At 48.9% G+C, this 22,749-nt stretch carries 22 protein-coding genes and 1 riboswitch; of the genes, 3 read left to right on the top strand and 19 right to left on the bottom strand.

The features are described 5' to 3' along the window. Positions 1 to 52: 52 nt before the first annotated feature. The 13 genes from MKX74_RS12085 to MKX74_RS12025 form a co-directional block, all read right to left on the bottom strand. A complete protein-coding gene (locus tag MKX74_RS12085) occupies positions 53 to 1,636 on the bottom strand; it encodes a glycoside hydrolase family 43 protein (protein ID WP_341178521.1) in 1,584 nt (527 codons plus the stop codon). A gap of 203 nt (positions 1,637 to 1,839) precedes the next feature. Next, positions 1,840 to 2,676, bottom strand: coding sequence for a carbohydrate ABC transporter permease (locus MKX74_RS12080; protein WP_341178520.1), 837 nt, complete (start codon positions 2,674 to 2,676; stop codon positions 1,840 to 1,842). 1 nt (position 2,677) lies between these two features. Beyond that, the gene (locus tag MKX74_RS12075) at positions 2,678 to 3,610 is read right to left on the bottom strand and encodes a carbohydrate ABC transporter permease (RefSeq protein WP_341178519.1); all 933 of its coding nucleotides are present in this window, start codon (positions 3,608 to 3,610) and stop codon (positions 2,678 to 2,680) included. Between the two features lie 115 nt (positions 3,611 to 3,725). Next, on the bottom strand, positions 3,726 to 5,042 hold the full coding sequence (locus MKX74_RS12070; RefSeq protein WP_025679150.1) for an ABC transporter substrate-binding protein: 1,317 nt from the start codon (positions 5,040 to 5,042) through the stop codon (positions 3,726 to 3,728). A gap of 302 nt (positions 5,043 to 5,344) precedes the next feature. Continuing rightward, entirely contained in the window at positions 5,345 to 7,099 is a 1,755-nt protein-coding gene (locus MKX74_RS12065) for a cache domain-containing sensor histidine kinase (RefSeq protein WP_341178518.1), read from the bottom strand. Between the two features lie 17 nt (positions 7,100 to 7,116). Then, positions 7,117 to 8,742 carry a response regulator gene (locus MKX74_RS12060; RefSeq protein WP_341178517.1) on the bottom strand — a complete coding sequence of 542 codons (1,626 nt, stop codon included), beginning with the start codon at positions 8,740 to 8,742 and terminating at the stop codon, positions 7,117 to 7,119. A 304-nt stretch (positions 8,743 to 9,046) separates the two neighbouring features. Further along, positions 9,047 to 9,295, bottom strand: coding sequence for a hypothetical protein (locus MKX74_RS12055; RefSeq protein ID WP_341178516.1), 249 nt, complete (start codon positions 9,293 to 9,295; stop codon positions 9,047 to 9,049). A 166-nt stretch (positions 9,296 to 9,461) separates the two neighbouring features. After that, positions 9,462 to 10,112, bottom strand: coding sequence for a response regulator transcription factor (locus MKX74_RS12050; RefSeq protein ID WP_341178515.1), 651 nt, complete (start codon positions 10,110 to 10,112; stop codon positions 9,462 to 9,464). 2 nt (positions 10,113 to 10,114) lie between these two features. Next, complete coding sequence (locus MKX74_RS12045) at positions 10,115 to 11,311, bottom strand: sensor histidine kinase (RefSeq protein ID WP_341178514.1); 1,197 nt, start codon at positions 11,309 to 11,311, stop codon at positions 10,115 to 10,117. Between the two features lie 152 nt (positions 11,312 to 11,463). Further along, on the bottom strand, positions 11,464 to 11,940 hold the full coding sequence (locus MKX74_RS12040; protein ID WP_018882973.1) for a C40 family peptidase: 477 nt from the start codon (positions 11,938 to 11,940) through the stop codon (positions 11,464 to 11,466). 4 nt (positions 11,941 to 11,944) lie between these two features. Beyond that, positions 11,945 to 12,082: riboswitch (cyclic di-AMP (ydaO/yuaA leader) on the bottom strand. A 309-nt stretch (positions 12,083 to 12,391) separates the two neighbouring features. Next, complete coding sequence (locus MKX74_RS12035) at positions 12,392 to 13,000, bottom strand: GNAT family N-acetyltransferase (RefSeq protein WP_341178513.1); 609 nt, start codon at positions 12,998 to 13,000, stop codon at positions 12,392 to 12,394. 133 nt (positions 13,001 to 13,133) lie between these two features. Continuing rightward, complete coding sequence (locus tag MKX74_RS12030; protein WP_341180567.1) at positions 13,134 to 13,382, bottom strand: Asp23/Gls24 family envelope stress response protein; 249 nt, start codon at positions 13,380 to 13,382, stop codon at positions 13,134 to 13,136. A gap of 234 nt (positions 13,383 to 13,616) precedes the next feature. Then, complete coding sequence (locus tag MKX74_RS12025; RefSeq protein WP_341178512.1) at positions 13,617 to 14,504, bottom strand: LysR family transcriptional regulator; 888 nt, start codon at positions 14,502 to 14,504, stop codon at positions 13,617 to 13,619. Positions 14,505 to 14,621: 117 nt separating this feature from the next. Between MKX74_RS12025 and MKX74_RS12020 the strand changes: the two genes are divergently transcribed. Together MKX74_RS12020 and MKX74_RS12015 are read left to right on the top strand one after the other, a co-directional pair. Further along, the gene (locus MKX74_RS12020) at positions 14,622 to 14,966 is read left to right on the top strand and encodes an antibiotic biosynthesis monooxygenase family protein (protein WP_028592576.1); all 345 of its coding nucleotides are present in this window, start codon (positions 14,622 to 14,624) and stop codon (positions 14,964 to 14,966) included. 3 nt (positions 14,967 to 14,969) lie between these two features. Beyond that, positions 14,970 to 15,377, top strand: coding sequence for a GNAT family N-acetyltransferase (locus MKX74_RS12015; protein ID WP_341178511.1), 408 nt, complete (start codon positions 14,970 to 14,972; stop codon positions 15,375 to 15,377). A 40-nt stretch (positions 15,378 to 15,417) separates the two neighbouring features. Here the strand turns inward: MKX74_RS12015 and MKX74_RS12010 are convergent, their stop codons facing one another. The 6 genes from MKX74_RS12010 to MKX74_RS11985 all read right to left on the bottom strand — a co-directional run bounded on the left by MKX74_RS12010 (position 15,418) and on the right by MKX74_RS11985 (position 22,245). Beyond that, positions 15,418 to 15,951 carry a GNAT family N-acetyltransferase gene (locus MKX74_RS12010; protein ID WP_341178510.1) on the bottom strand — a complete coding sequence of 178 codons (534 nt, stop codon included), beginning with the start codon at positions 15,949 to 15,951 and terminating at the stop codon, positions 15,418 to 15,420. Between the two features lie 9 nt (positions 15,952 to 15,960). Then, positions 15,961 to 16,131 carry a hypothetical protein gene (locus tag MKX74_RS12005; protein WP_341178509.1) on the bottom strand — a complete coding sequence of 57 codons (171 nt, stop codon included), beginning with the start codon at positions 16,129 to 16,131 and terminating at the stop codon, positions 15,961 to 15,963. Positions 16,132 to 16,144: 13 nt separating this feature from the next. Further along, complete coding sequence (locus tag MKX74_RS12000) at positions 16,145 to 17,101, bottom strand: MerR family transcriptional regulator (RefSeq protein WP_341178508.1); 957 nt, start codon at positions 17,099 to 17,101, stop codon at positions 16,145 to 16,147. Positions 17,102 to 17,297: 196 nt separating this feature from the next. Beyond that, entirely contained in the window at positions 17,298 to 19,415 is a 2,118-nt protein-coding gene (locus MKX74_RS11995; RefSeq protein WP_341178507.1) for a sucrose-specific PTS transporter subunit IIBC, read from the bottom strand. A gap of 36 nt (positions 19,416 to 19,451) precedes the next feature. Then, a complete protein-coding gene (locus tag MKX74_RS11990) occupies positions 19,452 to 20,921 on the bottom strand; it encodes a glycoside hydrolase family 32 protein (RefSeq protein ID WP_341178506.1) in 1,470 nt (489 codons plus the stop codon). Between the two features lie 340 nt (positions 20,922 to 21,261). After that, on the bottom strand, positions 21,262 to 22,245 hold the full coding sequence (locus MKX74_RS11985; RefSeq protein WP_341178505.1) for a LacI family DNA-binding transcriptional regulator: 984 nt from the start codon (positions 22,243 to 22,245) through the stop codon (positions 21,262 to 21,264). A gap of 156 nt (positions 22,246 to 22,401) precedes the next feature. Between MKX74_RS11985 and MKX74_RS11980 the strand changes: the two genes are divergently transcribed. Then, positions 22,402 to 22,710: a hypothetical protein gene (locus MKX74_RS11980; RefSeq protein ID WP_341178504.1), complete on the top strand. Its 309-nt coding sequence runs from the start codon at positions 22,402 to 22,404 to the stop codon at positions 22,708 to 22,710. Positions 22,711 to 22,749 lie beyond the last annotated feature (39 nt).

Genomic DNA, 22,749 nt, shown 5'->3' with positions numbered 1-22,749 from the left:
AATTAGAGTTATTCCAACTATAGCCTGCCTTCTTAACTTCATCTGATGTCGGTTAACCCAGTGGAAGATATTCAAAGTAATCAAACCACGCCTCGCAAGACTGTTGATCCAGATCCTGAGTGCACATGCCGACGAAAGCGCCTGTAAAGCCGAGTTTGCCTCCGTATTCGTCGGATAGCGTACCCATATCCTGCGGTGTGCATACAGCTGTCCAGCTCTCCCCATCCGGTGACGCATAGAACATTAATTCATGCTCATGAATAACTGCCCTCAGGTAATACCGCTCCCAATCCTTCACGCACAGCTGCATAGCGAAGACTTCTTCGTACTTCCCTGCTCTGGACATCACGACGCCTAGTGCTGCTCCACGAACCTCATCGCCCGTTACCCGCAAATAATAATAGTCGCTGTCATCGTAATAACAGACCAGACCAGCCATCTGCATAAAGCTATCGGGCTTGAATTCCATGCAGGTCTCTATGGCGCAGTGAACATGCTGGATCGGGCGGGCTACCAGACTCTGCTCATGCATGGAAGCCAAGGATTCTCGGCCACGCAGGCGCAGGAACCCGGGACGGTCCGTCAAATCGACCCATGAAGGGTCAAAGGGAACGCGCAAGCTCTGATAATCTGGACCTAACTCAGGACGATCAAAATGATCCCTCGCCTCAGGACGTGGAAAAGGATGACTGGGTAGCTGCGGCCCTTCCACTTCAAGGGCTGGTAATTTTCCTCCTTGTGCCAGTCGAAGCCAGCCATCGTCGGTCCAGCTGCATTTCTGAATTGCGGTCTCCCTGCCTAACGGATTCATCTTGGTAGTGCCTGGTAGTGGCCGTGTACACAAATGAGCCATGTACCACTCCCCATCCGGAGTCTCAACTAAGGATCCATGCCCTGCCTGCTGGAGCGGATGCAAAGGCTCATGAGCTGTGGTTAGGAGTGGAAAGTTCGGGTCTGTCTCATAAGGCCCGAAGAGACTACGGCTACGTGCCAGCGTAATCATATGGTTGACGCCTGTACCACCTTCCGCCGTAATCAGATAATAATGTTCGCCGCGTTTGAATAATTGTGGTCCCTCGGTAACACCAATGGAGGTGCCATGATAAATATCGTGAACAGGACCGACCAAAGCCTCCTGCTTGGGATCATACTCCTGCATGACAATGCCGGAGAAACTGGAATGATTCTGACGAAAATCCCAGCGCATGTTCAGCAACCATTTGCGACCATCATCGTCGTGGAACAGGAACGGATCAAATCCGCTGCCGTTCAATCGCACGGGTGCGCTCCAGGGTCCCTCAATGTTTGTGGACGTTGTAAGATAATTATGCAGATCCTTGTATACCCGATGACGTGACCTCACATTGGTGAACAGCAAATAAAATAATCCATCCTGATAGGATAAAGCCGGAGCCCAGATTGAGCCGGATGCCCCGTTCCCGCGCAGGTCCACCTGGCTGGATTCCGTCAGCACTCTCCCAGCTAGGCGCCAATGTACCAAATCTCGGGAATGGTGAATCTCGACACCAGGGAACCACTCGAAGGTCGAGGTCGCAATATAATAATCTGCACCCACACGGATGAATGACGGATCAGGCTTACAGCCTGCAAGAACAGGATTGACAATGGTGCTCATGTTTTCGAATCAGCCTCCTATAGTGATCATTCAGCAATTGCCTTGCTTGCCTCCGATGACAATGACCTATTGTCCCGATATGAAAAAAACGTCTCTCGACGTCTTCTCCTTGTATCTCTAAGTCTGCACAGCCTGTATGCAGGAATGCATGCGCCGCATGTCATCATGGATATGCACAGCGGATGTGCACAGCTTGCTTAGTCTTAGCCCTTGGTGGCTCCAGATGAGATTCCCTTTACAAAATATTTTTGCAGCGAGACAAATACAATCAACACCGGTACGACGGAGATCGCCGTTCCAGCGAAGATCATGTCCCATCTGGACGAGAATTCCCCGATATAACGGTATATTTCAACGACCAATGTCTTCGGTTCGCCTGATGGCAACACCAGCATGGGCAAGAGAAAATCATTCCAGATCCCTAGTCCATTCAAGACGACCATACTCGCTGTAACTGGACCAAGCAGCGGAAATACAATTCTCCAAAAGATACCGTAACGGTTGCAGCCGTCAATCTCCGCTGCTTCTTCAATCTCCTTCGGGATTCCCTTCACGAAGCTGGTATAGAGCAGGCAGCCAAAGCCAACGGCGCCAGCAACATAGACCATAATCGGCCCAGCCAGACTTCCGTACAGCCCGAGCATTCTTAGCTCCTTGAACAATGGAATCATGTACGCCTGAAAAGGAATCATCATCCCGGCCAGGAAGTACAGGAAGATCAAGTTCGTCCATCTGGCATTTCTTCGCTCAATGGCATAGCCTGCCATCGGAATCACAAGAATCTGTGCCACGATTGACACCACGGTCAGAATGAGACTGTTCAGAATGGCGCGCGGGAACTCTGTCTCTGTCAGCAAGTACCGGAAGTTCTCCAGATACAATGAGGTCGGAAAGGATAACGCATCCCGCATAATCTCTGCATTACTCTTGAAGGCAGACATCAGGTTAAAGAGAATCGGAAAGAAGAAAATGGCCGCTACTAGCAAAGTAACTATGAATAGTAGTATATCGGTCATTCTTTTGCGTGCTTGTGTGCTCATCTCAATACTGCACCTCCCTCTTGCGCAGGATCTTCACCTGAATAATCGTAATGATCATGATGATCAGGAAGAGCACCATAGCAAGCGCCGTGCCGAAGCCTTGTCTCAGCTCACCGAAGCCGACCTTGTAAATGATGTACGTCAGGGTCTCTGTAGCGAATCCTGGTCCACCATCCGTCATGACAGCAATCTGATCGAAGATCTTCAGCGCACTGATCATCGACAATACCAGACAGACCGTCAGAGAGCCTGCCAGCAGCGGGAAGGTAATGAAGCGGAATTGCTGCCAGCCGTTCGCACCGTCAATACTCGCAGCCTCCGAGAGCTCGGCGGGAATGCCCTGCAGGCCAGCCAGATAGATGATCATATAGTAGCCCGCTCCCTTCCAGACGGTGGACAGCACAACAGCAACCATGGCGTACTTGGGATCGCCCAGCCAGTCCAGAGCCCAGCTTCCCAGCCCGATCACATTCAGCAGCTGATTCACTACGCCGAAATTGTAATTCAGGAGCATCGCCCACACGAAGCCCATGACAATACCGCTCAGCAATGTAGGGAAGTAGAAGATGCTGCGGAAGAAATTGCGGAACCACTTCACCTTATCGACCATGAGAGCCATAGCTATGGCAGCAATATTCTCCAGTACGACGAGACTCACCGTCAAAATCAATGTATTCTTCAGCGCATTATGCACTCGCGGACTATTCAGAATTTCTACAAAATTAGCAAATCCAATATAACGAATATCCTCACTGATGCCGTCCCAGGAGGTAAAGCTGAGATACATGCTGCCGAAGGTCGGCACGATCACGAACAAGGTGTAGAGAATGAACGATGGAAGGATGAACAATACGGCATACGTGTGCAGCTTTTTCTTCTTTGGAAGGGTCGCTTCAGCAGCGCTTCTCTCCTTGGGTGAGGCGGGTGCCCCCATACCTAACACTCCTTTCCCGAACCGTGGAGGGAGCAGCTCTCGCTATGTCACCCTCCACTTGTATATCTCTTTTGCTGAATTTCGCTTTGGTTTACACTTTATGTGGTGCTACTGCTTACATCGAATTCGCCTTCACCTGATTGTCATACTCTGCATCCACCTGCTGCATGTAGGTCTTCACATCTCCATCACTGACGACCATTTCCTGCAGCTTCTTGTAATACCAATTGCGGAACTGCGGCGGAATCAGGTTATCGCCCCACCAGTTATTGATCGCAAGGGATTTAGTGACCTTCGGATCGGCAATCAGCTCCAGCGCCACCTTCATGGCTTCATTACTCTCATACGTCACCTCTGCCTTGGTAGAAGCGATGGCGTTCATACTCGCCAGATAATCGGCATACTGCTCGGGTTCAAAGAAGAATCGGATGAACTCCTTGATCGCCTCCGTCTTCTCGGGGTCCTTCGCCGCTTCAGCGGACAAGGACCAGCCAGCTGGCGATGGAAGGCCGATGACATTGATGTTGCCCTGACGATCAGGAACAGCATAGAAGCCATAATCAAAATTCGGGTCCGCCTCCTCAATCTGCGAGAACATCCAAGTACCCGAGAAGAGCTGAGCAGCCTTACCTGATACAAGAATAGATGCAGTCTGATTATCCCCGGTACTAAGCCAGCCTTTGTCCACATAATTCTGGAATAGCTGCTTGAAATCTGTCATGGCCTGCACAACATTCTCGTCCGTGAAGCTCACCTGCTTGGCGGTCTTCTTGGAGTTCCAGTCTGGATCTTGCGCATAGACATTGTCGATCAGGAATTTATTGACCCAGAAGCCCATATGAAAAATATCCTTGCCGCCGACTACGATCGGCGTAATACCGCTAGCCTTCAGCTTCTCCTGAATAGCGATGAACTCATCGTAGGTGGTAGGGAGCTCGGTAATCCCGGCATCCGCGTAAGCTTTCTTGCTATAGATAATCCCCTGCGGCACATTCACAGCAATGGGGGCATTCCACACCTTCCCATCCACCTCTGGCGGTGAATCGAAGAGCTCCAGCAGGTCGGCTGGAAGCTCGACGATCTTGCCTGCCTCCGCGAAGACCTCGGTATCGCGCATTTCTACCAGATCCGGGAACTCCCCGACAGCATCCTTCGTCTTCAGCCAATCCAGATATGCGCTGCTGCTCGTTTCACTGAGATCCTTGATTTCAATGTCTGGATGCTGTGCCATGAAAGTCTCAACTGCAGTTGCTATAGCCTTTTTGGCAGCCGGATCACCCGAGGCATACCCGATCGTGAAGCTGACCTTTTTGGCCCCACTCGGTGCCTCTTCTCCGCCGGCTCCCGGACTGGCATTACCTCCGCAAGCACCAAGCAGCAACGCTGTCGCCAGCATGATCGCGGATAACTTGAATTGTGATGCTTTCCTCATTCTTAACATTGTGGTCCCCCCTTTGTAGTCAACCCAGCATGTTTCGTCATCGGAGAACGCATTCACCATTGTCAGTGAACTTATTCCATCTGATTGGTAAGCGTTTTCTAAGATTAGAATAGCATTCGTTCCGGTAGGCTTGAATGAACTTTTTTAAGCGCCGTATGCAGGAAATTTAAGCTTATGAAAAAGAACGGAGACTCGTCTCCGTTCCAAATGCTTCTGTAGGATGCCATACCAGCTATTGCAACTCTCTGAATTCCTGTAATACCCTTCGCTGATTCAATTGGGGCATTTCAGGGCTACTCCGATTTCGGCAAGGGAAATACCAGCAGCACGGAGGTACCGATTCCTTCATGACTGCTCACCGACAATCCGTATGGTTCGCCATACGAGGAACGAATGCGTTCGTGAACATTTTTCAAGCCAATGGATTTTCTCGGCGCGACCGGATCACCGAGCAGACACTCCAGCCGTGATAGGCTCTCCTTGTTCATCCCGATGCCGTCATCATAGATGGTGATGGCCAGATCATGAGGTCTCTTTTCGACCGTGATGCCTACCGTCCCTTTCTTCTTCTGGCGCAAGCCATGCTGAATGGCATTCTCCACAATCGGCTGAAGACTTAATTTCAAAATCGGCCAATCCATCCGTACGTCCGGTGCGATATCATAGCGAAGAGCGTATCTGTTATCGAAGCGAACAGAAATGATGTAGAAATAATCTTGCAGATGCTCAAGCTCTTGAGCCAGACTGACCCGATCCTCTCCATAATCAATGACATATTTCAGCTGATTGGATAACGAATGAATCATATCCGCTACCTCATGAGCCTCCTTATCTACTGCATTCATACGAATAACCTCTAATGTATTGTAGAGATAATGCGGCCTGATCTGGCTCTTGAGTGCATTCAGTTCCGTTTGCTTTTGCTTGATCTGGGCCACATACGCCTCATCAATATGCACCTGCAGACGCTCCACCATTCGGTTAAAGCCTTGTGTCAGGCGGCCTAATTCATCGTTGCTAGTCACCGGAAGTCTAATATCCAACTGACCAGATTCCACGACGGACATGTGCCGCATCAGATTGCGAATCGGGGCAGCGAGCCGACGTGAGAACCAGGTACCCATGATGATCAGTGCAGTCGTACAGATCAGGATAGCCGTGTACACCGTAGCTCTGGCTGAGAACAGCTGCTCGAATAAGCCCTCGCGATGAATGCCCGCAATCAGCCTGCCATTTACAAAAGGAATCTCCTCCTGCATGACCAGCACCTCATTGTTCCTTTGCATCAGCAAGGCGTCCTCGATTCTCCGAATCCCATGATTGCTAAAATAGACGCTGTCATTCTCTCCAACAAGGATCAGCTCATCCTTCTCACCCAAATATAGCTCGTTCAAAAATGGCTTGAACACGGATATATCCACGTCCATATATAGGGTACCCACTACCTTCGGTTCTGCCGTGAGCTTGCCCGAGGTGTCGATCAGATTACGAGCGATCGTGAATACTTCACGATCCGCTCCAATAAAGTAGCTATCTGTATGTGTCGGAACAAGTGCGACCTTGGACGGCTGTCTGGTTAATTGCTCGTTCCAGTGCTGGAGCGGAAGCTCCTCGCTGCGAAGCCCCCTATTCTCCTTTTCCTGATAGTAGAGCTTGCCATCCATGTCACGCACGAAATAAACGCTCGTAATATATGCATCGCTATAGAGAATTGTCTTCAGGAATGAATCAATGGGCGTTGAGTTAATCTGCTCCATCTCATTCACATTATAGGTCTGGTTCTGCCGTATACTGTCTGATAGTCCTTCATAGCGGCCCGTATACATGAGCTTGGATATATCATTATATTGTTGGAACGCAGAATCCAGATTATAGCTCATATAGAGCACCATCTGCTGTAGATTACCTGTGGTATATCGCTCTACGTACGTTGAGAACACTTGCACGGACAGGTAACTGAGCGCAAATAAGGGGATCAGGCCAACCAGAATAAATGAAGCCGAGAATTTTACAAATATACTCTTGGGGAAACGCTTCCATAATCGCATGTAGAATCACCTCCTTCCTATGACTGCTGCTTGCGAAAGGCCTGTCTGTATTCCTGCGGTACTTGGCCGAATTTTTTCTTGAACATGTCACTGAAGTGCCTTACATGGTTATAGCCTACGCGCTCAGCAATCTCATATACCAGGAGATCTGTCTCTAGCAGCAGCTTGAGCGCTTGTTCCATCCGGACCTCGGTTACATAGCTTTTGAAATTTTGCCCGGTGTGCTTTTTGAAAAAGCTGCTAAAATAATATGGATTCATGTAAGCGAGTGCCGCCATGGACTCCAGGGTAATCTGGCTTGCATAGTGCTCCTCGATATAGCTCTTAACCTTGGAGAGCACAAGGATTTCTTTACCTGCCAGCCTGCGCTGCAATTGCTGCTGCATGTCAGACAGCATCGTCATCATGAGAAGCTCAACGTCCGCATAACAAGGGCAATGGACTAGTTCCTCCATCAATCCTTGCTCGGCAAGCAGCTCCTCCACTCCTCCGGTTAGCTTCATCATCTCCCGGTTAAGAGCCGTCAGGACATTATATACCGTCGTAATGGCAAGACCTTTATTATATCCAGCCTGAACACAGATCTGCGTCAGCAACTCTCTTGTCATGTGCTGGATGGCCTCTTCCTCCTGCGCAGGCAATGCCTGCGCCAGCTTGGACTGTAGCTCTGAGATAGACTGTGCGGGCTGCACATCACCACTCATCAGCTCTTCCTTCTTCAGATCCTCCTGACTAATTACACGATAAGGGCCGATAAAATATTTTAGATCAAGCGCTTTCAGGGAAGTGCGGTACGATTGCTTGGCTTCGCCAATGCGTGTCACAGCTTGACCAATACCTATGGATACCCTCAGCTTCAGGTAGCTCTGAACCTTGTGGAGTAGATCCAACGCCAGTTCATTCGGTGCTTGAGAATCATCATGCTGCAGCAAGAGAGCAAAGCGTCCATCCTTGAACAGCAAGAGCCCCTTCTCTCTCGTCCCCTCCAGACCTTCCAATGTCTCCCGAATAATGTTGGATAACGCAAAATGCACCAGATTTCGTTCCCGCTCATCCCAGCGTGAGCCATCTGACTGCTCATCCATCTCCAGTACACTAACCGTTGCATATCGACTGGTTCCCAATGCTCCGATGTCCTCCAGTTCAGCCAGTGCCTTCTGATCACCATTCAGTAGCCCGTCCAGAAGCTGCTCAATGGTGGTTGAACGATTCTTCTTCTCGTAATAGCTCAGCTTTTCCTTATTACGCTCGTCCATGCTCTCCTCACGAATCATGGATACGGCCTTTTTGACAACAGCTTCAAGCTGATTCTTATTAATAGGCTTCACCAGATAATCCAGCGCACCCAGTTGAACAGCCTGCTGAGCATAGCTGAACTCCTGAAAGGCACTAATGAAGATGACCTTGATGTGGCGTCCCGACGTATTCAGCTCTGACATAATCTCGAGTCCACTGCCTCCAGGCATGCTGATATCACTAATGATTAGCTGTGGGTCATGAACAGCAATCAGCTGACGCAGCTCCTCACCGTCTCCCGCTTCACCCGATATAGTTAAGCCAAGCTCCTCCCACGCCAGAAGCTTTTTTAAGCCACGCAAAATGATCGGTTCATCATCTGCCAGTAATAATTTTATAGCTTCCATACATGACTCCTTCCCGTATGCAGCTGTCAGTATGTGACTGAGAGACTGGATATAGATGATTATCTCGATTATATACTCTGGATTCAAATCAGAAAAACAACAAAATCACGACTTGCAAAGGCAAGACGTGATTTCACTGATTTCTCTGAACAAACGAACAAAAAAAGCCCCTTGCACACGGCGGCTTCTCTTATACTATAGCTTGATTATATGTAATATTGCATTCTGATAGTGATTTCGTCTTCTTATTGCTATCCTCTGGATTCAACACGAACTCACGAATTCATGTTTAATGGCTCATTGATTATTTCACAGTAGGAAGAGAGAGGAGTCCATGATCGCTATGATCTCTTTCTCTGCTCACCATCTCAGCAAGCTTGGGAAGTCGGTGTATGAATATATCAAAAAACTGATCATCAAAGAATAGCTGTAATCCCAATTGCTCCTCAGGCTCTACCGTGTGCTGATCCGACTCATGTACATGTGCTGATTCAGATTGCTGCAGATGTTGCCCATCCTTCAATTGGCTTGCTTGTGCTTGGTACGATTCCATAGTCTCTCCTCCTTGAAGCTAAGTTTAGAAAATAATTCCTTATATCATAGAATATATCAATTTCCAATCCATTTCTCACATAATTTATTCTACCGCGGTATAAAAGAAAAAAAATCGTACATAAGGGCAGAACCTTCATGTACGAGCGGGCGGTAGATTATATCGGCTATAACTGCAGAATTCCTCGATCAAGGGATACCGCCACGGCCTCTGAGCGGGAATCTACACCTAGCTTATTATAAATATTCGTGAGATGCGCCTTGACAGTCCGCTCCGATATGCCGAGATCAAAGGCAATCTCTTTACTGCGAAAGCCACGGGCGACAGCTTGCAAAATTGTTAGCTCTTTCTCTGTCATTAGCGATTGCTCCTGGTGCATAGAAGCCGAGGAGGCTGGTCTGAGCGTGCTGGCAAATACCTTGGCTGTAATCTCCGGCTGCAGCAGCGTCTCCCCACGTAAAGCGGATTCAAGGGTACGAAACAGATTATCCCGGCTCGTATCCTTAAGCAGATACCCTTTGGCACCGAGAGATAGTCCCTTGACCATCAGGTCATCCTCGTTATATGTGGTCAATATAATGACTGGAGTTGTCATTTGCCTGTCCCGCATAGCCTCCATCGTCTCCAGACCACTCATGACAGGCATATTCAGGTCCATCAGAATAACATGAGGCTCAAGCTCCTCCATCAGACGGAGTGCTGTTCGCCCCTCCTCTGCTTCACCAATCACTTCATACTGCTGGTCTGTCTCCAGAATCAGCTTCAGACCTTCCCTGACCACCCAGTGGTCATCTACAATTAGTACTTTGTATTTCATACCTAGGCCTCCTTTGCAATAGGCACCTCGATCTCAATGGTTGTTCCTTTCTGGGTAGTGCTTTCAATCTCAATAGTCCCACCCAGCAGTCGTACACGCTCTTTAATGCCGATTAGCCCGTAATGGCCGACCCTCTTCCCGATCATTCGAGTGTTGAAGCCCTTGCCGTCATCCCGAATGACAGTGAGTAGCTGCTGTTCATACTGGACAATACGAATAAAGAGATGGCGCGCGTGCGCATGCTTGGCAACATTGGTCAGACACTCTCGAATGATATGCTGCCCATGCTCCAGAACAAGTATAGGCAATGTACCCTTCAGGTCCAGCTCCAGTTGGACAGGAATCCCCGTCGCCAGCGTGAATCGCTCAATCTCCTCACGCACAGATTCAGAAAAGTCGATCTCCACAGCAGGCTGAGATCTTAGGTCATCAATTGCCTGCCTTGCCTCGGCAAGTGCACGTCGTGCCTGTGACATAGATTGCTGTACAATTTCGTGGGCTCGCTTCGTGCCACCTTTGGTCAAATGGGCGTCTATCGCCTCCAGCTGCATAATGATTCCCGCCAGGCCCTGTGCAAGCGTGTCATGCAGGTCACGTGCCATACGTTGTCGTTCGTTGGCAAGTGTAAGCTCTTCAACCTTCTTATGAGCCATCTCCAGCTCTCTCAGGAATGTCTGCGCCTGCACCCTGGCATGAACCTGCTTGAAGAAGAACGAAGCATAGGCCACTACAACGACGATTATGTTAATTAAGAATGGAAATAAAAAGCCAACACCCTCCGCATCCTTCAGCCACACAATCAGCACCCCGAACAGGGAATACAGCACCAGGAACAGTACGGACACCTTGAGCGGATGATAATAGACCCCCACGCTCTGCCCGATTAAGACGGGAATTAACCCGATGAGGATACCATAAAAGCCGTGCGGAAGTACCAAGGCACTCGCCACGATAATTACTCCCTGTAACGCAAAGTACAACCAGGGCTTGTAGCTGACCATTTGGTGAGAATACCAGTAGCAAGCAACATGCAATCCCATAAGACAGGAGAATAACAGGCTCCTGAGCAGCAGCGGCTCAGCCATATATTGCGAGATCATTACATGAGCATACACCAGCGCGACCAGCAAAATGACTGGGATTCGCGAAGGCGTAAGCTTGTCCGATTCAATCAGCATAATTTTTTTGCTATAATTCATTCTTCACCTCTTGCTGCCTCCGATAGGGCCGCCATAACAATAATAATCTAATAATACCTGCAAAAGTCCAATAAAAAAACGTACACAAGGGCAAATTTGTGTACGTTCGGGCAATCGTGGTATGTACTTTCGCTTATTAATGCTTGTACATATTATGGATGAATCTCGTCTGTCATTTTGTTCATGGTTCTCTCAGATACTACACGTCTTGCAGTTACATAACGATCCTTATAGTATTTCTCGGACAGCTTGCTGATAATAACGCCTCTGCTTGTCGACGAATGGGCAAAGGTATTGTCACCCATATAAATGCCAGCATGAGAGATGCTGCGTCCATTCGTGTTGAAGAACACCAGATCTCCTATTTGCAGGTCATCCTGGTCGACCTCAGTTCCTGCCATGGCCTGGGATTGCGAGGTCCGCGGCAGATCTTCACCATACTTCTCCATTATGTATAAAATAAATCCGGAGCAATCAAAGCCCGCTGTAGTCGTTCCACCCATTCTGTACGGGGTGCCAATTAATTCATCAACCTGACTTTCAATTCTTACAGCACTTGCGGAGCTGACTCCTGCCAAGGAAGACCAGAGTATAGCTGCTCCCAATGCGCCTGTTAACCACTTTTTCAACTGAAAAATCCTCCTTCGGTGCCTACGGAGTTAGCTAAGGGTTCGGTTGAAGGTCACCTAGAATATCTGCGGCCCAGCAGATTCATTCACCCAAATCGGGGTCCCCCGTTCTCACATACATGAAATTCGGCAAATTATTAAAGTTTTGTAACCATAAATAATGTAGTACATGTTGAGGTATTCTGTCAAATGCATATCGGAAAAAGTTACAATTTTTTTCGAATCCTTCCCCAACCATTACACTATCATCAACGATATCACCTGCAATATCACACAACTATACGACATAACCCCCCCCTCTGTACAGAACCGATGCCGACGCTACGGTTTCTGAGTGCACAGTGGGGGGTTATGCGATAATGACGCAATTAGCAGTGATGATACCATTAGTGGTGATGATGCCACTAGTTGTGTGTTGATATGAGAAGTCAGTTATGTGCCGAACGTATAATCAGACGAGCTCTTTAACCATGCGAAATAAGGAGAAGCCCGGTCGATTCATCTTGCCTGATACCACGTATCCTACTCTTTCATATAGCATCGCCGCCCGTGGATTGTCCTGCCGTACAGTCAGGGAGCTCCTTGAGTATCCTTGAAGCTGTGCTTGTTGTTCCGCAAAATGGAGCAATTGTGTACCGATCCCGAGCCCTCTGCTCTCAGGCAGCGTAGCCAGAGTACCGATATGGTATTCCCCTTCATAGCCTTCTTTAAGAGTCAGCATCGAAAAGAAAGCTCCTGGATGTAGCAAGCTGTACTTGATCAGCTCCAAATTGCGGAGCGCCCAAAGCTTCTTCGCCGTCGGCCAAGCTAACTGCTGGAGCAGCCCTATGGGATAACATGTAACTATGCCGAGCGTTTTGCCTTCGACTTTGGCTTCGTAGGCATATTGATGACTGAAACGGTTATAGCTGTTCTTCCAGAGCTTTTCCAGTGTCGATTGTATGATCTTCTCGTCTCTCGAGCCAGCCAGAGTATATGCCATCGAATCCAGTGCCATCCGATTAAGCTGCGACCCTGCTGGCGAGTCAGGATGCGCTTTGACAATTGATATTTCTGACATGTCATCACTCCTTCACTGCTTGCTTATCGTACTTATTACATGCCGACCGTTATACCGATATGACTTCTTCTATTCAAATATTCAGCAAGAGATTCTGTCTTACTTGTCACTAGTTGCTATCTCCCTCTGTTCATCAGACCCTGGGAATAACAATCCCTTCCACGTCCACATGCACGGCTCGAATGACTAGCCCCGTGAGACTCTCTATCGTCTCTCTGATGTTGCGTTGAAGCTCTCGACCTACTTCGTGGACATGGCTTCCATATTGCACAATAATGCCTACACGGATGTCCAGACTTGTCTCGTCGCTAGTCAGACTGATCCCTCCGCTACTCTGTCCGGTCATTTTTTGGGCCAATCCCTCTATCAGCTTAGTGGATATGGCTGTTACACCTTATGTAGCAATAACCGTCCTACTAACCGTTTTGAAGACTACAGCCTTTGAGGACCTTATATCAATTCTGTATTTCTTGCAAATATCCTCGCTTCAGCGCATCCATGCCAGCGGTCTCTTACCTGGATATCCTCTACCCATGTCTTCACGCTATATGGTCATCTTCAAGCTATATTTTCAACTTTACGCTATATGGCCCGCGGTTACGCTGTACGATCACCTTTATGATGTATGGTCTTCTTCCATGCAAAATGTACTCCTGATGAACGAGATGGCGCGTCGCGCCGCTGGACTTCCTTTCTTCCAGGATTTCGCTGCCAGACCAATCGTGCGGTAGGCTTGAGGCGCAAGCGGTCGCACTGCCAACCCTTCTGGCAAGGCGTTCAGTATCGTACCTGGAAGGATGCTAATGCCCAGACCCTTCTGCACCATCGCCATAATCGCATGGTCATCCTCCAGCTCGAACCTGGTCCGCACGCTCCCGCCCTGCTCATGCAGCCATCTATGTAGGTCTCTATCGCAGCCTTTCGCGGGCATAATGAATGCTTCGTTTCTAATCTGCTCTGCCGTCACCATTTCCTCCACACACAGTCTATGATCATCTGGAAGAACGCACAGCAGTTCATCCTTGTGCAGCTCCATTTGCTCCATTCGCTGATCTGTGGGCATATTCACGAAGCCAAAATCGACAAGACCACCTGCAATCCACCCCTCAATCTCCTGGTAATCGCCATCCAGCAGCCTTACTTCAATGAGCGGATATTGCGTCTGAAACGATTGCAGGATATGGGGTAACCAGTGAATCGATACGCTGGTGAAGGTCCCGATCGTCACAATCCCCGTCTCCAGCCCTTTGATAAGGTCCGCTTCCTGTAGCAGCCTCTTCTGCAAGTCCAGTATAGCCCTCATATAGTCGAGCAGCCTGGCCCCCTCATGAGTAACAACGATCCCTGCACGCCCACGATGAAGCAGCTTCAATTCCAATTCCTGCTCCAGACCCGAGACGGCATGGCTAATAGCCGACTGAGATAAGCCCAAAGCTTCGCCAGCCTTGGTCAGACTGCCCGACTCCACAACCTTCAATACAATTTCATACTTCGATAGACTCATTGTCCCTCCCATGTTCATGAATATAATTCATATAATAGATCAATAACATTCATTTTATTTATCCAAAAAATACGGCTATAATCCATGTTAGTATATAACCGACTGGAGGACAAGATTATGAGTACTATTGCACATACACCAGTTCCGCCCTATTATGCCGTCATTTTCACTTCTCAGCGAACCGATGAATACGGGGCCGCCTATGAAGCCATGGGCGACAAGATGGTAGAGCTGGCCGCACAGCAAGAAGGATTTCTGGGCATCGAGAGCGTTCGATCTGCAGAGGGCTTCGGCATAACCGTATCCTACTGGAGCTCCCTTGAGCACATACGCGCCTGGAAGGAGCACAGCCTGCATCGGGTCGCACAGGAGAAAGGGAAGTCATCCTGGTACGAAAGCTTCGGTCTGCGGATCAGCAAGGTAGAGCGAGATCATTTTATGGGAACAGAATGGAGTCGATAATACGTGCATATTCAGCCAATAGCCCAGGAACAAGCCTGGCAGCTGCGACATGAGGTCATGTGGCCAGACAAGGAGCTGGACTATGTGAAGCTGCAGGATGACCATGAGGGGACCCACTATGGACTCTTCGAGCAGGATCAGCTCATATCGGTGCTCTCGCTGTTCATCTACGAAGACGAGGCACAATTTCGCAAATTCGCCACGCTCAGCTCACACCAAGGTCAAGGCTATGGGAGCCGACTTCTTCAATTTGTCCTGGATGCAGCCCAGAAGGCTGATATGAAGCGAATTTATTGCAATGCAAGAGTAGAGAAGGCTCACTTTTATGAAAAATTCGGCCTGATTAGAACACAGGAGTCCTTTGAGCGAGGGGGCAAAGCGTATGTCATTATGGAACGCTGGTTCACTTAAATTCAACGCTAGTACCTTGACTAGATTAAATGCGAGTAGTTCATCTTAATTCATTCTGCATATTCTCTATCCTTGAACTGGTAAGCATGCCTGATCCATGATCTGCATCAGGCTCAGCTTGATTACTTTGGCGCCGTAGCGGCTGTGAAATCATATAATGCCACGTCCGTTCTCCGAATAAAAGCTGCGACAGCAGACTGTGCTTCATCTCCAGCGTTCGAAAAGAATGCTGCTCATATAGATGTTGAGCGCCTGAGTTGCTGGCAGCTACATGAAGGCTCAGGTAGCGCAGCCGTGGATGTGCATACGTATAATCCTGTGCCCACTGAATCAGCAGTGTCCCTACTCCCTTCTCACGGTAGTCAGGATGGACGGATATATCCGCAATGTAACACTCACTGTGATCCGGTATATGAGACAGTAGCTGCAATCCGGTCATAAGTCTGAACTTAGCCCATGCCTGGCGCGGGTTCAACTTTTTAACTAATCTCCAGATCGTACCTTGGTTCGCTTGAGATCGTGAGTGCCATTGTAGTGACAGCGTCCCAATGACCTCCCCCTCCTGCACAGCCACGACCCTCTGCTAAGTATGCTGCTCGGGGAATGACTCCAGCACCTGTTGAAGCTGAAAAGCCAATTCATAGTGTCCGAGACCCGTTAGAAATCTGAATTTACTACCGAAGCTGTGCACCAGTAGATGACTAACCTGTTGATTATAGCTGGCTTGCATGGGTTCAATCGTAACTAGCTTCAATGGACTTCTCCCCTTACGATGTTAGCTTGGTATGTACATCATTACTTCCCAGATCGTCTAGACGAATACGGAGTTCATAATGTAGCTTGTCGGCATGGAACAAAGATAAATACGATTTCTCAATCACCAGCAAAGGTCCTGCCACGATATACTCATGGTGTGATGCGTACTCGTATAACTGCTCAATTCGCTCGTCGATCTCCTGCTCCTCTCTGATCTGACAGCGTGATATCAGGTACGCTCCTTCGGGCAGCAGCAGATCGCTAGCTTGCGGGCCTTCCTTCATTTCTGAATACAGGGTAATTGTGCCAGTCTCGTCCCACAGATAATGAACATCCACTTCGAACAGGCCCGGAAGCCTCTGCTCCTTCAGAAGCTCAGCATGAAGCCCCTGCTTGGGCTCCAGCTCAATCCACTTCACCAGCGACAGCGGCTGCAAGTGCTTGATTCGAAAATCCTGAATATTCGTTGTACATGTCCCTTCACTATCTTGTTCAACCTCTTCCACGCTCGCATCGCTCAGTGTAATCATGGTAGGCTGGTTGTCACGTTGCTTTACCTCGGCATGCTCTTCTTCATTTGGATCTATCTTCGTACAGCGTTCGTCAAGTAGCCCTTCTTCACTGAACTCTGCATACTCCTGTATGACTTTATGAATCATTTGATTCAGCTCCTGTAATCGTCTGATTTCTGCCTCTGTATCAGCCATGCCTTGCCGAAGCAGTGTAGCAACCTGATCCGGGGTGAAGTCACCGAGACAGTCCTTAATGCTCTGTACAGAAATGCCCAACCTGCGCAGAAGTAAAATATGTGCGAGCCTATATACCTCATCTATGCCATACATTCGATATTGATTGTCACCAATATATGCTGGTAGCAGTACCCCTTTTTCTTCAAAATACCGAATCTGATGCACCGATACCTGCATGAGCTTCGCCAGCTCACTGATCGTCATTCCGTTCTCTCTCATATGAACACTCCTTGGTTAAATGAGCCTCACTAGATTTAAGCTACTTTAAAGATACACCTTAGGTCAGGCCTAACGTCAACCGCTCACATAATGAGATCCATACAACACAAACAGCCGCTTCACAGTACATGATCTCTCATGCCTGCTAGGCGGCTGCTATTCGTAATGAATCGGACTCTTACTGATCGTTAAACCATTATGCCTTCAATGTAACCGCCAGAACGGTCTCTTGATTGGCCTGCACATTCGAGCTGGCGGCAACCTCAATGCTCGCTACTGCCTCCAGGCCCGAAGGAACGATAACTGGCGTGATGGTCGATAATCCTGCCTGCTGGATATGATCCATGTTAAATTCAAGCAGCAATTGGCCTGCCTTCACGGGGTCCCCTGTCTTGACATGAGCTGTGAATCCGGCTCCCTTCAAGGATACCGTATCAATGCCTACATGAATCAATAGCTGGACGCCGTGCTCCTGTTCAAGAATAATGGCATGATTGCTCTTGCCCATCAGATGCGCGACAGTACCATCAAACGGTGCATAGACCTTTCCTTCGGCGGGCTGAATAGCATAGCCGTCACCCATATGCTTCCCAGCAAAGGCGGGATCAGGCACCTGCTCCAGCGGAATTATAGTACCGGCAATTGGTGCAGGGAGCTGCAGCTCCTGCGGTGTCTCAGCCTTTTCCTGAGTTTCTTGAATTCTTTGTGTTTCTTGTGTTCCTTGAGCTACTTGTGACTCTTGAGCTCCTTCTACATCTGTAAGAGCTTGTGTTACCTCTGTTGGCTGCTCTACGCTATTTGCAGATGCACGCTCCTCTGTCTGCTTTGGCTGCTCGACTACAGTGTTCACAGAAGCCTCCTCAACCATTGACTGTTGCACCACTGCACTAGCATTGGCTCCCTCAGCAGCAGGCTGCTGAACCTCTGCCAGCATTTGATCCTTGAAGCCGAAAAACCAAGTCAGGATGAAAGCGACAAGCATTGCCACCAGATTACACAAAATATACAGCGGGAGCTGACTGTTCAGGTACAACAGTGTACCTGGAATGACCGTGACCGCCATACCTGTAGCTGACAGTCCAAACAATGAGGCCAGGAAGCCTCCGACGCCGCCTCCGACCAAGCCCATAATGAACGGCTTCATGTATCGGAGATTGACTCCGAATATAGCTGGCTCCGTAATCCCCAGGAAGGCAGAGAAGGAGGACGGCAGCGCCAGTGCCTTCAGCTTGACATTCTTCGTCTTGAAGCCTACGGCGAGACAAGCAGCCCCCTGAGCCGCCATGGCACAGGTAATAATAGCATTGAACGGATTCGAGCCTCGCTGCTCCAGCAGCTGGATTTCAAGCAGATTGAAAATGTGATGCACGCCCGTGACAACAACGATCTGCTGGAAAAATCCAATCAGGAGTCCTGCAATTCCGAAAGGCATATCCAGCACAAATATCGTACCATGCAATACCCATTCCTCGACTGAATGGAATACTGGGCCGATGACGAACAGCCCCAGTGTGATCATCACCAGCAGGGTAATGAACGGCGTGACGATCAGATCCAGTGCCTCTGGCACTCGCTTGCGCAGGAAGCGCTCGAACTTGGCGCCAATGAATCCCACGAAGAACGCTGGCAGCACAGAGCCTTGATAGCCGACTACCTTAATAAAACCAAGCATCGTCAACGCCTCTGCCGAGCCGTCAGCAACACCATAGGCATTCGGCAAAGCCGGGTTGACGAGCATCAGGCCGAGCACGATCCCAAGCACCGGACTTCCGCCAAATACTCTGAACGCGGACCAAGCCACCAATGCCGGCAGAAAAGCGAAGGCCGTATCTGTCAGTACCTGCGTGAAGAGCAGAAAGTTCGGAGAAATATCCCCTGGCGTCATGCCGAACAAGGCCAATATCTGATCCTGCGTAAGCAAGCCTCTCAGTCCCATGAAGAGACCAGTGGCGACGAGAACGGGAATGATCGGTACAAATACATCACCGAAGGTGCGAATAGCCCGCTGGAACACGTTGCCTTGCTTCTTGGCCATCGCTTTCATCTCATCCTTGGTCGTGCCACTAACGCCAAGCTTCTCGACCTCCTCATAGATCCGGTTCACCGTACCCGTACCGAAAATAATCTGGAATTGGCCCGAGTTAAAGAATGCTCCCTTTACCTTGTCAATTCCCTCCACGCGTGACTGATCAATCTTCTCCTGTTCATGGACCATAATGCGGAGACGGGTTGCACAGTGTGCGAATGAAGCGATGTTCTCCTTACCGCCGATGGCCTCGATAACCTGCTTGGCGATCTCCCGATTTTCAGACATTAGTTGTCATTCCCTTCAGTTCTCATTTATATAATCCTACAGTTTCCACCAATCTGCCTCGCATGAAACTGTACCACCTTCCGCAAAGAAACGAATCCCGGTGCTATCCGTCTCTGGAAAGATACGGCTCGTGAACACCTCTTCCCCATCATTAACGAAAATCTCAACCGATGATGTATCCACGAACAGATGGAACCGGATCTGGTCTGCTTCCAGTGAACAGCTACGCTGTTCACCGTATTCTACAGCTACGGGCTTCCCGGAGCGTGAACGATCAAGCATAACCTGACGCAGCTTCCGATCATAGGTCAACACGGTCTTCTCATCCGTACCTATCCGGAATTCAATGCCGAATCGATCCCCATTCATCGTGTCAAATTGGCAGAGCAGTTCATAGGAGCTTCCCTCAAAGCCCGTGAATGAGACGCACTCGTCGCGCAATTCTACCTGTGTATGGTAGTGCTCCTGTCGCAGCCGCTCCAGCTCACGTGCAGGTCGTTGAATGAGCTTGCCTTCACGCATCGTTAGTTCTCGTGGCAGTGTCAGACAGTGGGCCCAGCCATGCTCATCTGTCGGGTAGTCGATCTCCGGTAATCCCATCCACCCTACAAGGATGCGCCGTCCGTCTGGAGCGACTGTCGTCTGCTGGGCGTAGAAATCAAATCCCCGATCCAGCTCCTGGAAATCCCCGTGTGCGAAGCTTCTTGTATCCAGTTGGAGCGGAGCTCCCACCACATAGCCGGACTGATAAATATTGCGATAATATGCCCCCTGCGGCTCAATGCCTTGAGGAGAAAATAATAAGACACCTTGGCCATCCAGTTCGAAATAGTCCGGGCATTCCCACATGTATCCAAATGGATCTAGTCTGGTCGAAATCTCACCCTCGAAGGACCATTCCATTAAATCCTCCGAGCTGTACAGTACAGTACATCCCGTATGATCCGTTCGCTGTGCTCCGATCACACACCAGTAACGCCCCTCTTGCTCCCATACCTTGGGATCGCGGAAATGATCAGTATAACCATGTGGAACAGCATCAATAACTGGCATTTCTCGCTTCGTAATCCCTCCACTTGTATCCATGATGGCCATGTTCTGAAAGGGATGTCTGACCCAGTCCTGATCACGTGTATTGCCTGTATACATCAAATACAACAGCTCATCCTTGACAATTCCACTACCGGAATAAGCACCATGTGAATCATAACGCCCTCCGGGTGTAATGCCAATTCCCACATCCTCCCACTCAGCCAAATCTCTGGACTTGGTATGGTACCAGTACTTCATGCCATGATCCGTACCTAAGGGGAACCACTGATAGAAGAGATGGTACTCACCTTGGTAATAGGTGAACCCGTTCGGATCGTTCAACAGACCGATTGGAGGCTGGATATGATAGGACTGTCTCCAATGACTTTTTTCTACCATCTCATACAGCCTCTTAAGCTCGTTCGGCTCCGCCTGCTCCAGCAGGCGGTACTTTTGCTCATTGCTTAATTTCATGACACGCTCCATTTCTATCCTAGACTACACTTTCTGTTAGAACCGGTTCCAAAAATGCGCAAAAAACTGAACCTACATAAAACGTGATCATACGTGCTCTACAATTTCTTCAAATTCATGCTCGCTTTACAATTACGACAATTTCACGCTTTACAATATGACAAACTCATGCTCCAACAATCACTACCATCAAGCAGGTACCATCTAGATGAAACTTAATGATACTCGGAGCACACCATTGCGGAACCGGTTCCGCAAACAATCAAATAATAGTTCCATTCAACTTTGTGTGAACACAAATTGATATGGAACCGGTTTCTTTCCTGCATTATAAAATACCCTATGCTTTGTTGTCAACGCTTTCCCGCTTCATTAATTCAAAATTCATGGTCGTTACAGGCTCGAGCAATTCCTCTCGCACTAATTTAATAATGTTCTGCGCAGCCTGTCTTCCTGTTTCCTTGTACCCATACTTGACGGTTGTCAGCGTTGGATGAATAATCTCGGTTACATCGTAGCCGCCGAAGCCGGTTACGGACAGCTCTGAAGGAATATCGATATTATGCAAAAATGCAGCCTTCATCACGCCAAGCGCAATATTGTCGGTTGCACATACAATCACGGATGGCCTTTGCTCCTCCAAAAGCTTGAAGGCGGTATTCATCGCATCGGTCATGCTGAAGGTCGTCTCCACATAGCTGACTTCACAATCATAAGATTGAATTGCGCTCGCGAAGCCCTCCTTGCGGCGCTTGCCCACAGCTACATCCTGTTCAGTGACACCCAGGTATATGATCCTGCGATGGCCCATGCTAATAATGTATTCCCCCATAACCTGACCAGCTCCGTAGTCATCGTGGATAACGCAAGCAAAATGAGGATGGGATTGTCCGACCAGCAAAATAGGCAGTCCAGTCTCCTCTGCCGCACGCACATGTTCCTCTGTAATCTGGACAGCAATCAGAATGACTCCCGCTACCTTTTGCCTTGCAAATTCATAGATCGCTTCGATCTCCCGCTTCATATCCTGACTTGTGTTCGAGATCAACGTCTGAAAGCCCGCATCTCTAAGCTCCTGATCGATCACCATCAGCATCTGTGAGGTAGCAAAGGAATCCAGACGTGGTACGATCGTTCCAATAATATGAGCTTTCTTCGCCTTGAGGCTACGCGCGAACGTATTCGGAATATAATTATGCTCTTGAATCACTCTCTCAATCTGCAACTTCGTGGCCTCGCTGACCGAACCTCCGTTCAGATAGCGAGATACCGTGCTTTTGGCCACACCGGCCAGCTTGGCTATATCGGCAATTGTCTTCATCATCAGCTTCTGCTCCTCAATCTGGCATACAGACTCTATTATAGCATAGTTGAGTTGCTCGATTTCAGCACACCAGCATGGCCTCAAGCATATCCTGAATCGTATAGGAATCCGTGGACCGTTCCATTGAACAATTAGTACAAGGGAGGAAGGGACATTATGGCTCCTCTCGGAAAACGCAAAAAAAACGGCGGCAAAAAACAGTCCTTGGCCACCCTCATCCAACAGAAAAAGGGCCTCGAATACACGGTAGCGGCACTGCTGTTAACTGGTAAGCTCCGTACGGACTCGGTTCAAATTTATAAGGATGGCTCTGTGTTCGTCAGCCTCGTCGGCAAGTATAAGTCATTATCCGATTCCAACAATGGAAATGTCGACAAGCTCGTTAATTTTATAAGCCAGAATAGTGATGTGACAATAAATGATCTGATGGAAGCCGTCAAGCAAATGACTGCTCCCAAATCGTAAGATACTGTACAGGAAGGAGTGCCGTCCATGAGTGAATTT

This window comes from Paenibacillus sp. FSL K6-1230 (genome assembly GCF_038002385.1).
Taxonomy (GTDB): domain Bacteria; phylum Bacillota; class Bacilli; order Paenibacillales; family Paenibacillaceae; genus Paenibacillus; species Paenibacillus massiliensis.
The sequence above is the reverse complement of the archived record's forward strand: the minus strand, read 5'-3'. Positions and strand labels throughout refer to the sequence as shown.